We start from the raw sequence: 12,881 nt of genomic DNA on the forward strand, positions 1-12,881 counted from the left end.
GGATTTTACTCAATTCAAACTCGTAAAAAATTGAGTTTTTCCCGGCATCGAAGTGGAATTTTATCATAGGAGATGAATGAATGCATGCGATGGTTTTGAATGAGAAGCGGGAATTTGTCTGGAGCGAAGTTGCCGATCCGGTTCCGGGTGCGAACGATGTGGTGATCCGCATTCACGCGGCGGCGCTGAACCGGGCGGATCTGCTGCAGCGGGACGGGAACTACCCGCCGCCCCCGGGATGGCCGGAGTGGCCGGGGCTCGAAGTCGCCGGTGTGATCGAATCGGCGCCGGCGGTCTCCCGCTGGAAAAAAGGGGAACGGGTCTGCGCGCTGCTCGGCGGCGGCGGCTATGCGGAGAAGGTCGCGGTTCCGCAGGACATGGTTCTGCCGGTGCCGGAACATGTTTCCCTGGAAGAGGCGGCCGGAATTCCGGAAGTGTTTGCGACAGCGTTCCTGAATCTCACACTGATTGCGGAGATGAAGTCGGGGGATACGGTGTTCATCCAGGCCGGAGCGAGCGGACTCGGACTTGCGGCGATTCAGCTTGCAAAACGGTGTGGAGCGAAAGTCATCACGACCGTCGGCAGCGATGAGAAAGGGGAATTCGTCCGCAAACTCGGAGCGGACTGGATCGTGAACCGCCGGAAGGAGTCGCTCCCCGCGGTGCTCGAAGCGAATCCGCCGGACATCGCGCTCGACTGCGTGGCGGGACCGGGACTGGGCGAGTGCGTGGTCAAGATGGCGCGCGGCGGCCGCTGGATCGTGCTGGCGACACTCGGAGGAAAGCTGACGCAGATCGACATGGATCTCTTCTTCAAACGCGGAGTCCGGCTCATCGGCAGCACGCTGCGGAGCCGTTCGTCGGAAGAGAAGGCGCGGATTCTGGGGGAACTCGAACGGACGCTCTGGCCGGAATTTTCGGCGGGCCGCGTGAAATCGATTCTGCACAAGGTTCTGCCGATCTCGCAGGTCGAGGAGGCGCACCGGATCCTGCGCGATGGGGAAAACATCGGGAAAGTCGTCCTCACCGTGGAGTGAGGTTCCGTTCCGTCCCGGCTCTCACTGCCGCGGCGACTAAGTGCAAGTGAGAGCCGGAGGCTGAACCGAATTACGTTCATAGAGCCTCGGCGTCAGATTGACGTGGAAAACCCGGTTGGGATTCTCGATCATGTCGAGCAAAGTTTCCGAGACTGCCGCCGCCATTTCCGTGCTGCTGATGCCCACGGTGGTCAGCGGAGTCGGAAACTCCGCGTCGTCCGGGAGTTCCCCGCTGCACAGCAGACTCAGATCCTCCGGGATCGACCAGTTGGTTTCCCGGCACGCACGCAGCACGCCCGGAGCCGCCGTGTCATTGATGACGAAAAGCGCCGTGAATTCCAGTTTCGGCCGATCCAAATGGGGAAGCAACGTCTCGAACGCCATCTGCGGAGAAAATTCGCCACACTCCATCCGGCTGTCGATTATAACACAGGAAGCCCCGGCATTTTCAACGACGTGAACGAAGGAGTCGGCAATCATGGCAATCCCGTTCAGGCACGGTTCGCAAATCAATACGCCGAACCGGCGATGCCCCCTGTTCAACAGATATTCCGCGGCATACACTCCGCACATATGGTCATTCATGACGATCGAACTCAGCGGGAGTGACTCAAAATTTTTGGAAATGAAGAGCAATGGACGTGAATAATCCAGAAGGCCGCGAAACTCTTCCCTGGTGATATTTCTCGAAGGCGCCAAAATGGCGGCGGCATCACAATCGGCCTTCAACGCGCTGATGATGGAATTTGTCTCATAATGATACATCCGTTTCTGAAAATGCACTCCCCCCCGCCGACGGGAAAAATCCTCCATCCCCTGAATAAAAGCGGAAAGCCACTTGGACGGATACTCCGGAAGGCAGAGATGAACCAGTGCTCCCCGGCTGCGGCATAAAGTTCCGGTACTGTACACACCCCCCCGGGGAACAATCCGGATCAGATTTTCCTTCTCCAAACGATGCAGCGCGGCAAACACCACCCGGCGATTGACCGAATACTCCTCCTGGATCCGTCTCGTGGAGGGGAACAGCGAATCCTCCGGCATGTTTTCCAGAAGCGGGATCAATTTTCCGCAAAGCCGTTTCGCCTGAATCTCAATCTTTTCACGCATGACTTCCCCCTCTCTCGAACAACATAAGATAATCCGACAACGGGGATCTGTCAACTCGGAGCCGGACAGAAAAAAAGATTTATGTAACCAGGGATTGCTCCATCTGGTCACATATGGTATAATTACAGTACAGCGCAAGAAAACGGCTGCGGGCAAATATCAGGAAAGGGTTCGTTATGCACAGAAAATTTACATTAATCGAGCTTCTTGTTGTAATTGCGATCATCACAATTCTTGCTGCGATGCTGTTGCCGGCACTGCAACAGGCACGGGAAAGAGGATACGATGCCAATTGCCGGGGACAACTTCGGCAATGCATACTGGCTATGCAGCTTTATGCGGATCAGTACAACGACTGGATGTTCAGTCATATGAGTTACGGGAGCCAGACCATGCCGTGGGCGTATTTTCTGGTGCTGCAGGAAAAGTTTGCGCAGAAGAAGAATTTCGTCTGTCCCAGCCGCAAAGCCGGTCTGGAGGAGTCGAGCTGGTGGTTTTACAGTTACGGCTTTTACCGGAATGATGACAACTTTCAGAACGGACATTACTCCAGCTGGACCCCGCGCTGGGCTGCGCCGGGAACGGATCGTGGAGATTTCTGCGTAAAAGACATCGCCGGCGACAGCTGCTTCTACTCGATACGCAAGATGAAGCGGCTCTCTCAGATTGGCATGATTGCTGACAGCGGAAAGGAGAACCCGCTGTATTCCACCTGGGATTTTGTCGCCTGCGAATCCCCCGGAACCGTGGGGCACGTGTCCTTGACCCACAACTCCCGCTGCAACATGGCTTACGTCGACGGGCATGTTGGAAGCAACACCCTGACGGATTTGCGGAAGGATCATTTCACCTGGTTTTCCATCGACGGACGCCGGTGCTGGTTTTCATCACTTTAAGAGGAACAGGACACGACAATGCAGATCAACAGATGGCTTATTTTCATAATCGCAATTTCCGCGTTGATTGTTGAAACCAATGCGGCAACCATCACGGCAGAAGCGCCGGGAACCGTTTTCACCAACCGTGAGCCTCTCCGCTTTCAGCTGAATCAGAGACCTCCGGCTCCTCTCCGGTACGAAGTCAGGAATTTTCGGGGGAGGATTGTAACTGCCGGAGAATGGAGCGGAGAAGGTCATCTGGAGCTTGCGCCGCTTCCGCCGGGCTATTACGTTCTATCCACAGGAGAGAAAAACCGGGAATGCAGTTTCGTTGTAACCGTGGATCCGGCCGAACGAAAACCATCCGGAGAGAGCCCGTTTGCGCTCGATTCGGCTCAGAGCTGGCACGGAGGGGGCGTAAAAGGATACCCGCTCACGGCAGAACTCATGCGGCGCACCGGAACGTCAATGGCCCGGGAGCGCCTGAGCTGGGCCTCGGTGGGAAAAGATCCTCGAAGTGCAGACGGGAAGATCGGCAACTTCAACTGGTGGAGCTATGACATCAGCATTTCCGAGCAGGCAAAACGCGGCGTCAGAATCTGCAATGTATTTCATGACGCTCCGGCATGGAGCCGGACCGCTGGAGAGAGACTGCCGAACGACCTGCTTGCCCTCTACCGGTTCGGGAAAGCCGCTGCGACAAAATTCAAAGGACAGGTTCATGCGTGGGAATTCTGGAATGAACAGGACGCGGCACTGCTGCCGGCCTGGGATTACGCTTCCGGCTTGAAGGCGTTTTACTGCGGAGTCAAGGCCGCTGATCCGGAATTGCCGGTTTTACCCGGAGGTCTCGCGCACGTGCCTCCGATTCCAAGCAGCGAAGTTGTTTTGCAGAATGATGCCGGAGCCTATTTCGATATCTATAACATCCACGTTTACAAAGGGATTTCGGAATATCCGTCGGTCATAGGCGGTGTCCGCAGCATACTGGAAAAATATAACAGTGTGAAACCGATCTGGGTCACGGAAAACGGGACGAACATCGAAGGCGTGAGTGAAGCTGCCAGTTCCGTTCCCGGCTTTCGAGCCCATTCTCCGAGGCAGGAACTGCTCATTGCGGAGTTTATTCCGAAAACCAATCTGGCACTGCTGGCCGCCGGGGTTGCACGCAACTTTTTCTTTGTTCTGCCCCCTTATGAGGAACGCGAAGGCTCGAAGGACTGGGGGCTGCTGCGACGCGATTGGACGGCCAAACCGGGATATGCAGCATTCGCAAACCTGACCGCGCAACTTTCGGCCGCCCGGTTTCTCGGGGAATATTCCGCCGGATCCGGGATCCGGGCCTTTCTGTTCGAGCAGCCGGATGGCGGCAGAACGCTCGTTTACTGGAGCCTCTCGGAAGTGGATGACGGAAAATCCACTGGAGAATCGCGCGACTTCACTCTGCCCGTCACCGGCGGGGAAACGCTTTCTCAGTGCGACATTTTCGGAACACCGATGGAAATCCGGAAAACGCAGAGGAAACTCGAACTGACGGCAAAACGATATCCGGTCTATCTCTCCGGGCTGAAGGGAATCGAACCGACCATTCCGGTACCGGACAGGAAAATCCAGCCGGGCCCGGAAGTCGGTGACAAAAACATCGTGCTTCAGGTGCGTCTCTCGGATGATTTCACTGTTGCGGCCGGAGGCAGTTCCGTAGACCTCAAAACCACCCCTGCCCGCTTGACACTGGTGGCCTTCAATCTTTCCGACCGTGAAAAGAGCGGAATTCTCACGCTCACAGGCGGTGAGGTCTCAGGTCTGGAACAGAGGGTCCGTATTCCCGCATTTGGAAAATGTGAACTGCCGATTGCAATTACCCCCCGGATTCCGGAAGGGGCAAGCGGAGTTGATCTTGTTTTCTCCGGAACATTCGAGGACAGAGCAATCAGCCGTCTGACACTGCCGGTTCGCTCATTCAAAAAAATCATTGACACAGCCATGACCCGCTTGATGCCGCAGACGGGAGATCCGAGTTACTGGCGAGCCAACGCTTCGGCTCCCATGAAAATCACGCGCGACAAGAAGGAGGGAGCGGTCCGGTTCGAAACCCGTTTCCCCCATAAAACGGACTACTGGATCTATCCGGAATATCTCCTGAAATTGCCGGAAGAGTCCCTTGCCGGAGCGTACGCCATCGCGTTTGAGATCAAGGCTGACCCTGACGTGAAAATCAGCCAGTCTCTGTTGATGGTCGTTCCGCATGTGGAAAAGGAGGGAAATGCCGGAACCGTTTATCTGCCGTATTCTCCTCCGACCGCCGACTGGAAGGAGGTCATCGTTCCGCTGGAGGCAGTCGATCCGGCCGACATCAGGATGATCCGGCTCGGGATGAATACCGATGGCGACGCCACTTACTGGGTCCGGAACATGCGGATTTTATTCCTCAAATAAACCGTTTCCAGAGGCGATCAGGATTTCCCGGAGTTTACAGGGCTCTCCGGGGAAAAGCCATGAATCTTATCGAAATACGCGCTTCTCCTGCTGCGGGAAGCGCGTTCTTTTTCGTCGATACAAATGGATGAGGTCGGCTCGTTTCTGTCGCAGCGGCGGGAAACAAGCCGGTTCCGGGTTTTTCGTTCCTCCGGATATCTCATTGAGGAAACCTGTTTCCTGCGATGTGACTTTATTTTGTTTTTTTTGAATCCGCCTCTTGACATTGGATTTGATTTTTGGTATAATATATCAGGAAACAAGTTTCCGAAACGAGTGAAAGAGAGATTATGATAGCCAGAAAAAGTACGATTCGAGACGTTTCGCAGCTGGCGGGAGTGTCGATCAGCACCGTCTCGCGTGTACTGAACAACCGGGAGAAGGCGCGGACGATTCCTGCCGAGGTCCGCAAGCGCGTCCTTGTCTGCGCCGAGCAGCTGAACTATGTGCCGAACGCGAATGCGCGCCGGGTCTTCACCCATCGCGCCGGAATCATCGGGCTTCTCGTGCCGTCGCATACCCGGATGAACATGCACATCTTCGAGGACGGCCACCTGACCCGACTGATCAGCGGCGTTGAGGCCGGCATCGAAAACAGCGACTTCCGGCTGCTGCTGATCTTCAACGACAAGCGTTTCATGGACGACCGCGAATACATGTCGCTCATCCAGTCGCAGAACATCGACGGGCTGCTGGTGTGGGGCGCCCAGCCGAGCGAAACTTTCTGGCAGGAGCCGGTCGAGGCCGGGCTGCCGATCATGTTCGCCGTCACCGTTCCGGGACCGCTTGAACAGTACAACTACACCATCAACGCGACCCGGGCCGGAACCCGCAAGGCGCTGGAGCTTCTCGCGTCGCACGGACACCGCCGCATCCTGCAGCTGCATGAGACGCACAATGCGTTTCTCGAGCGGCAGATGGATGCGGGAATCGCGGATTTCCTGCGGGAGAGGCCCGGCATCACGATCGACGTGCAGGACATCCGGAGTTCCGGCGATGAGATCGCCGTGCCGCTGTTCCGGCGGCCGGGAGCTCCCACTGCGGTGCTCGCCTACAACTACTCCATGGGAGTTGAGGCGTACGGGCGGCTGGCGGAAGCCGGGATCAGGGTCCCGGATGAGATCGAAATCGTCTCCTGTTACAGTTATCAGAGCAGGAAAAGCTGGGTGTCCACCGTCGTGGTGGACGATTATGAGATCGGCCGCACGGCCGTGAAGAACCTGCAGAAGCTGATCGAATCGCCCGACCGCAGGCTTCAGGCGGAGATTCCATTTTCTTTTTTTTTCGGCCAGACCACCCGGAATGCCGCTGACGTACCGACCCCCGAACGCATCGGAGAAAAACAGCGCGGGAGCGTGACGGAATCCTCCGTCCCGCAACCGCTTCAAAGACCGTATTGTGCCCGAACATCCGAATCATAAAGAAAGGAACGGATCATGAGAAAACACACTTTCACCCTGATCGAACTGCTGGTCGTCATTGCGATCATCGCCATTCTCGCCGCCATGCTGCTGCCCGCGCTGAACCAGGCGCGCGAACGGGCCCGCAATGCGAGCTGCATGAACAACCTGAAGCAGTTGGGACAGGCCGGAATGCTTTACGCTTCGGACTACAACGATACGATCGTCCCGTCAATCGCCCCGGCCGACCAGGGCGACACCCCCAGATGGAAGAAGCCGAATTACTGGACCGCGCTGCTCGCTCCCTACATCAACGGCAGGCAGCCCAGACTGGGCGAAGATACATTCGAGGATATGAATGAACTCAAGGTCGCAATCTGCCCGTCCATGCCGACCCGGTTCGGCTACGGCCACAACAGCTGGTTTTTGAGCATCAAAGCCACGGCACACGCCGCGGTCGGTGCCGACAACAACAACAAATACGTCAAGTACGGCAGATTCAGCAAGGCCTCCTCTGTCGTGTTTCTCGCCGACAACCAGCTCAACTGCATGAAGGATTACGACTACAACGCCAAACCCGAGAACTGGAGCGCGCTCCTTGTCTGCGGGAGTATGGGATTCGTAGACTGGTGGCCGACGCTCGATTTCCGTCACAACATGACCGCCAACATCGTCTGGCTCGATGGCCACGTCGCTCCGATGCACAAGAATTCCGGCATCATCAATGGGACCGACTGTGACAGACTCTACTGGGGCAAACTGGACTGAAGCGGCTCCGCCGCGCAGCTTTCCGGCCGTTTCACTCATAACTTGCAGGGAGTATCCATGAATATCAGACAGATCCTGCCCGCTCTCGCGGGAATCGCCGTACTCTGCGGCCCGGTCCGTGCGGACATCGCTCCGTATCTTCCCCCGCCGCATGACTTCAGGCGGGCCGAAACCGTCAAGCCCGATCAAATCGAATTCAAGCTCGGCGGCGAGACCGTCAGGCCGGCCGATTTCGTCCGCAGCCGTTCCCTGAACGGCGAGTGGCGTTTCTCCGGCGTGACCAACTCCGCGACGCCGTTCCCGGCGGACGCCGATCTGAACACCGGCTTCATGAAGCCGGAATTCGACGCCTCCGGCTGGAGCACGATCAGGGTTCCGCTCGACTGGTTTGTGAAGTATCCGCAGGCCCGCAAGGAGTCCGAGCCGTATACGAAGGGCCTCTACCGCACCGAATTCGAGCTGACTCCCGCCGAACTTGAGAACCGCCGGGTCATCCTGAAATTCGACTGCGTCGGCTACGATGCGAAGGTGTTCCTGAACGGGAAGGAGATCGGCAGCCACCACGGCGATTTCACGCCGTTCGAAATCGACGCGACCGATGCCGCGAAGCCGGGCCGGAATGTTCTCGCGCTCCGCGTCTTCTCCGACTTCGGCCCCGCTTTCGGGAAAAAGACGAAAGCGACGCACGCTTACGGTGCCCAGTGGTGGATCGGCAACATCAAGGGCGGCATCTGGCAGAATGTCACGCTCTCGCTCGAGCCCGAGCTGCGGATCGCGAAGATCTTCATCACTCCCAGTCTCGCGATGGGCGGCATCGAGGCCGATTACACGATCATCAACCACACCGGAAAGGCCTGGGCCGGCACTCTCGACGGCATCGTCACCGATGCGATGAAAGAGTCCGCCAACGCCGTCGCCGGGAGCGTCTCCGGACGCCTCTCCCTGAAACCCGGCGTCAATACCGGGCGTATCGCCTTGAAACTCAACAACCCGCAGAAGTGGTCGGTGGAGCGCCCGTACCTCTATTTTCTGACGCTCGCGCTGCATGGCGGGAAAGGGGAGGCCGTTTCCGCCGCGAGCGCCCGCTTCGGTTACCGCGAATTCCATACGAAGAACGGCAGGTTCTATCTGAACGGCGAGGAGATCTATCTTTTCGGCGAGAACATCCCCTCCTGCAACTACGGCGGCTTCAACCGCACCGCCGAGGCGGAGGAGAAATCGCTGACCGATTTCATTCTCGGCTGCCGCAATCTCGGTTACGTCATTTTGCGCACCGCGCATATGCCGATCGTCCCGGTCGCGCTTGAGATCGCCGACGAGTGCGGCATGATGATCTTCAACGAGTGGGCCTGGAGCTTCACGACCCACCTCGACGTTCCGGAATTCGAAAAGCACAACATTCCGGAGCTGCGGGAATTCGTGGAGGCGACTTACAACCATCCGTCGGTCGCCATGTGGTCGCTCGGCAACGAGGTCGTCCACTCGAACCGGCCCGAAATCGCGCGGCAGATGGATCTTCAGGTCGAAACCGTCCGCGCCATGGACCGCCAGAAGCGGCCGATCAGCACATTTTCCGGACAGGCCGGCTGGGGCTCCTACGGCCGGACGAAGCTCGATACCGACGTCTGCGACCTGCACACCTATGTCGCCCTTTCGCGCCCGTGGACCGAGCGCGACAAGGAGGCTGATTTCATCTATAAGGGACTGCTCGAAATCTTCGGCGGCAAAAACGGCCGGCTCGAAAAACCGCTGATCGCCTGGGAAAACGTCGGTTTCTCGTGGGGCTTCCACGACGCTTCGAACAAGAATGCGAATTTCAAGCGCAACGACATCGATGAATATATGAAGTATGTGAACCGAGAATACAATTGGGGTCAGCCGTGCGGAATCGGCTTCACCGGCTGCATGAGCCTCGCCGAAGCGGTCGACCCAGCCGTGCGGTCGGATGTCCCGAAGTCGCGCTACGGACGGCGCATCTTCGAGCTCTACCGGCTCGATCGCCGCTTCATCGGTTTTGCGCCGTGGTTCAGCGACCCGACGCTCAAGACCGCAACGCTCTGGAACCAGCCGGTTCTGCCGACGCTGCACAATGAGATCGATCTGCCGCCGCGCAATCTGTTCGCGGGAGAAAGCCGGAAGTGGACGATGGAGATCGTCAACAATTCGAACCGCGCATACCGCAGCCTGACCCTTGAGGTCGCCCTCGCCGGGCCCGACGGCAAAACCGTTCCGGTCGCCTCGCTTCCGGCCGGAGAGCTCCCGGCCCAGCGGAACGCGAAACGCGAAGTCCAACTGACCATGCCTGAAACCGGAACCGGCTTTTACCAGCTCCGGCTCACATTGCTCGACAACGGCAAAGAGCTGGCCCGCAACTATTACGATCTCTATATCGACACTCCGGCATTGAGGAGCGAAAAGATCGAAGCGGTCCGCCCCGTGCTGGTTTATGACACCGGCGCGCCGAAAAACGTTGCCCGGCTCGCGGAGCAGCTGAAGGCGTTCGGCATGCCGTACACCGTCGTGCGCGACCTTAAAACGCTGAAGGCCCCGGCAACCCTCGTCATCCCGCCGGAAACCGAGACGCCGCAGCGTCTCGCACTCAGGAACGATCCGTACCTTTCGGCGTTCCTGAATGCGGGCGGGGTCGTGCTCCTTCTCGAGCAGAAGAACCTGTCGAGCGAGTTGCCGCTGGGGCTGCAGCTGTTCACCGACGAGAAGAGCTTCTGCGACCCGGTGATTCTGACCCATCCGGTTTTCGAAGGGCTTTCCGCCCGGAATTTCGACACCTGGAACAATCCGGATTTCGGCTATGTCGTTTCGAGTTGTTTCCTGCCGTTCACCGAAAATGCGCTCGCCGCCAAGGGGCCGAATCTCGGCAGCCGGAACGTCGGCATGGCGCTGCTCGAAGGCACAGTCGGCAAAGGGCGTCTGATCGCCTCTCAGCTGAATGCGTTCGCCGCGGCACAGCGCGACAGTTCCGCCGCCCGTTACCTGCGCAACCTCTTCCGTTACGCCGCCGGAACCGCGGAATTCCGGAAACAGACGCGGCCGCTGGTCGTCCCGGAGGGATTTTCCGCCAGCACCGCGCGGCTCGTGCCGATCGACCTGGCGCCGTACGCGAACCGCGGGTTCGCCGACGAGATTGAGAACGACGGCAAAGGGGGATGGTTCGATCAGGGCAGGAACGATTTCCGCACGATGCCGACGGGAAACGTGACGGCCGCCGGAATCCTGTTCCGGATCGTCGACCCCGCGAAGAACAACGGGAAAGGATGTCTCATCACGGCCGGATCGGCGCGCCCGGATTTCCCGCATGCGATCAAGGGGATCAAAGTGAACGGCAAATTTTCACGGCTCTTTTTCCTGCACACCGCCGCCTGGGGAGGCGCGGCCGACGCCGGACGTTACCGGATCAATTACGCCGACGGCAGCTCGGTTGAACTGCCTCTCGTCGGCAATCGGAACATCGGCGACTGGTGGAATCCCGCTCCTCTGGCCGAGGCCAGGGTCGGCGTCATGCGCAAGAACGCCGCCGGGAATAATATCGGAGCCTATGTCATGGAGTGGGAGAATCCGCATCCGGATGCGGTGATCGCGTCGATCGACTTTCTCTCTCCGCTCTATCGGGAACAGAATCACATCGACTGGCTGCCCGCCAATACGGCGTTTCCGGCGCTGATCGCCGTCACGGGCGAAACTGCGCATCCGTCTCCGGTCGATATCACCGGACGCGATTTTGTGAAATGCAGTCCCGCGAAAGAGAGCGGCTCGAAGATTCCCGGAAAAGTACAAAAACTGCGCGATGGATGGAACATCAAATTCCGTTCATCGCCGCCGGGAGAGGTCCCCGCCGCTTTCTTCGTCTTCTCCGAAAAGGCGATGTCCGGCCCCTACGATACGCTTGTTCTGCAAGTCCGGAGCCGCTGGGACGGGGAGGTCGAAGTCGTTCTGCCCGAGAAAGAGTGGCGGGGGCGTTACAGCGGCCGCATCGAGCTGTCCGGCGACGGCGAGCTGCACACCTGGCGGCTGCGGCTCGGCCGGGAGCTCAAAAAGTCCGGGCGGATCGCTCCCGATCAACTGCGTAACGAACTCTTCTTCTTCTACCGCGGCTCGACCGCACGCCCGGCTCAGGAGTTCACCGTCGAGGGGGCGAAACTCGAATAAGACGGTCGATCGGACACACAGAAACCGCGCACTCCCGCAAGGGGAATGCGCGGCTTTTTTTCCGGTGGAGCTGTCAGTTGTTGGTGCCGTAGTCGGCGCCGGTCTGGTCGAGCTCCTGGACGATTTCGATGCTCGACTTGCTCATCGAGTCGTCTTCCTGACCGCCGAGCGTAACCGTCACCCCCGTCACCATGCTGCGAAGCCGGTCGCTGAAGTTGGCCAGTACAAAAAGTGCCGCCAGCGCCACCACGACGATCAGAATCACATACTCGAGAACCGCCTGTCCGCGCTGTCTGCGCCGCCTGCCGCGAATGATATTCATTGCCCGCCTCCCTCTGGTTGTGGACGATTGCACACTCAACTTCTGTTACGGAAAATCGGCGCTCACAAGCTCGATCATCCGGCTGCCCTGATTCGAAAACGCCCCGACGAGCGCCAGCAGCGACAACGACAGGAACGTCAACAGCACGAGCATGATGACATATTCCAGAACCACCTGCCCCGTCTGCCTCGTCTGCCGTCCCCGCCGCAGCCGCATCGGACACCTCCGAAACGTTTATCTGCGCACCCCTTTGCGCATGATGATGTCGTTCTTTTCGTTCAGCACGATCACGGGGGGATCGATCTCCCGCGCCTCCTCCTCCGACATGAGCGAGAAGGCCATGACCGTGATCACGTCGCCGACCTTGCCATGATGCGCCGCCGGCCCGTTCAGGCAGAACGCCCGTTCCCCCGGGACGCCCGGAATCGCGTAGGTCTCCAGACGCGACCCGTTCGTGCGGTTCACCACTAAAATTTTCTCGTACGGCAGGATGCCCGCTTCGGCCAGATACTCCGGATCGATTTCGAGACTCCCCTCGTAATCGAGTTCACAGGCCGTCACCCGGGCAAAGTGAATTTTGCCGCTCAACATCAATTTCTGCATAATCAATAACCGGGTTTTTTATTTCTCATCCATCGTCACCCGGTTATTAATATACCACATTTCCGGAAATAATCACCCTGAAAACCGATTATTTCCGGTTTTTTACACAACTTCTCCGAACAAA

The 12,881-nt window shown here is 58.2% G+C and carries 10 protein-coding genes; 6 read left to right on the forward strand and 4 right to left on the reverse strand.

The window, feature by feature from the left end:
* Nucleotides 1-80: 80 nt before the first annotated feature.
* Complete coding sequence (locus Q0K10_RS08790) at nt 81-1,037, forward strand: NAD(P)H-quinone oxidoreductase (protein WP_294505991.1); 957 nt, start codon at nt 81-83, stop codon at nt 1,035-1,037.
* 36 nt (nt 1,038-1,073) lie between these two features.
* Here Q0K10_RS08790 and Q0K10_RS08795 read toward each other — a convergent pair whose 3' ends face one another.
* Nucleotides 1,074-2,147, reverse strand: a complete 1,074-nt coding sequence (locus Q0K10_RS08795) for a substrate-binding domain-containing protein (RefSeq protein WP_294505993.1) — start codon at nt 2,145-2,147, stop codon at nt 1,074-1,076.
* Between the two features lie 176 nt (nt 2,148-2,323).
* On the opposite strand from Q0K10_RS08795, the gene Q0K10_RS08800 reads away from it, so the two are divergent.
* From Q0K10_RS08800 to Q0K10_RS08820, 5 genes are all read left to right on the forward strand, one after another.
* Nucleotides 2,324-3,043 (forward strand): prepilin-type N-terminal cleavage/methylation domain-containing protein, encoded by a 720-nt coding sequence (locus Q0K10_RS08800; protein ID WP_294505995.1) that lies wholly within the window; start codon nt 2,324-2,326, stop codon nt 3,041-3,043.
* An 18-nt stretch (nt 3,044-3,061) separates the two neighbouring features.
* Nucleotides 3,062-5,461: a hypothetical protein gene (locus Q0K10_RS08805; protein ID WP_294505996.1), complete on the forward strand. Its 2,400-nt coding sequence runs from the start codon at nt 3,062-3,064 to the stop codon at nt 5,459-5,461.
* Between the two features lie 329 nt (nt 5,462-5,790).
* Nucleotides 5,791-6,921 (forward strand): LacI family DNA-binding transcriptional regulator, encoded by a 1,131-nt coding sequence (locus tag Q0K10_RS08810; RefSeq protein WP_294505998.1) that lies wholly within the window; start codon nt 5,791-5,793, stop codon nt 6,919-6,921.
* Between the two features lie 15 nt (nt 6,922-6,936).
* Complete coding sequence (locus Q0K10_RS08815) at nt 6,937-7,668, forward strand: DUF1559 domain-containing protein (RefSeq protein WP_294506000.1); 732 nt, start codon at nt 6,937-6,939, stop codon at nt 7,666-7,668.
* Nucleotides 7,669-7,725: 57 nt separating this feature from the next.
* A complete protein-coding gene (locus Q0K10_RS08820; RefSeq protein WP_294506002.1) occupies nt 7,726-11,832 on the forward strand; it encodes a glycoside hydrolase family 2 protein in 4,107 nt (1,368 codons plus the stop codon).
* 73 nt (nt 11,833-11,905) lie between these two features.
* Here Q0K10_RS08820 and Q0K10_RS08825 read toward each other — a convergent pair whose 3' ends face one another.
* From Q0K10_RS08825 to panD, 3 genes are read right to left on the reverse strand one after another with little or no spacing between them, the layout of a single operon-like run.
* Nucleotides 11,906-12,154 carry a hypothetical protein gene (locus tag Q0K10_RS08825; RefSeq protein ID WP_294506003.1) on the reverse strand — a complete coding sequence of 83 codons (249 nt, stop codon included), beginning with the start codon at nt 12,152-12,154 and terminating at the stop codon, nt 11,906-11,908.
* A 45-nt stretch (nt 12,155-12,199) separates the two neighbouring features.
* Nucleotides 12,200-12,370, reverse strand: coding sequence for a hypothetical protein (locus tag Q0K10_RS08830; protein ID WP_294506005.1), 171 nt, complete (start codon nt 12,368-12,370; stop codon nt 12,200-12,202).
* Nucleotides 12,371-12,388: 18 nt separating this feature from the next.
* Complete coding sequence (panD, locus tag Q0K10_RS08835) at nt 12,389-12,757, reverse strand: aspartate 1-decarboxylase (protein WP_294506007.1); 369 nt, start codon at nt 12,755-12,757, stop codon at nt 12,389-12,391.
* Nucleotides 12,758-12,881 lie beyond the last annotated feature (124 nt).

The organism is uncultured Victivallis sp. (genome assembly GCF_944391105.1).
GTDB lineage: Bacteria > Verrucomicrobiota > Lentisphaeria > Victivallales > Victivallaceae > Victivallis.

Bases quoted from the DNA above. Each gene is read 5' to 3' on its own strand.
- Q0K10_RS08800 (WP_294505995.1), top strand. From the start codon at position 2,324: ATGCACAGAAAATTTACATTAATCGAGCTTCTTGTTGTAATTGCGATC.
- Q0K10_RS08820 (WP_294506002.1), top strand. From the start codon at position 7,726: ATGAATATCAGACAGATCCTGCCCGCTCTCGCGGGAATCGCCGTACTC.
- Q0K10_RS08815 (WP_294506000.1), top strand. From the start codon at position 6,937: ATGAGAAAACACACTTTCACCCTGATCGAACTGCTGGTCGTCATTGCG.
- Q0K10_RS08790 (WP_294505991.1), top strand. From the start codon at position 81: ATGCATGCGATGGTTTTGAATGAGAAGCGGGAATTTGTCTGGAGCGAA.
- Q0K10_RS08805 (WP_294505996.1), top strand. From the start codon at position 3,062: ATGCAGATCAACAGATGGCTTATTTTCATAATCGCAATTTCCGCGTTG.
- panD (WP_294506007.1), bottom strand. From the start codon at position 12,757: ATGCAGAAATTGATGTTGAGCGGCAAAATTCACTTTGCCCGGGTGACG.
- Q0K10_RS08825 (WP_294506003.1), bottom strand. From the start codon at position 12,154: ATGAATATCATTCGCGGCAGGCGGCGCAGACAGCGCGGACAGGCGGTT.
- Q0K10_RS08810 (WP_294505998.1), top strand. From the start codon at position 5,791: ATGATAGCCAGAAAAAGTACGATTCGAGACGTTTCGCAGCTGGCGGGA.
- Q0K10_RS08795 (WP_294505993.1), bottom strand. From the start codon at position 2,147: ATGCGTGAAAAGATTGAGATTCAGGCGAAACGGCTTTGCGGAAAATTG.
- Q0K10_RS08830 (WP_294506005.1), bottom strand. From the start codon at position 12,370: ATGCGGCTGCGGCGGGGACGGCAGACGAGGCAGACGGGGCAGGTGGTT.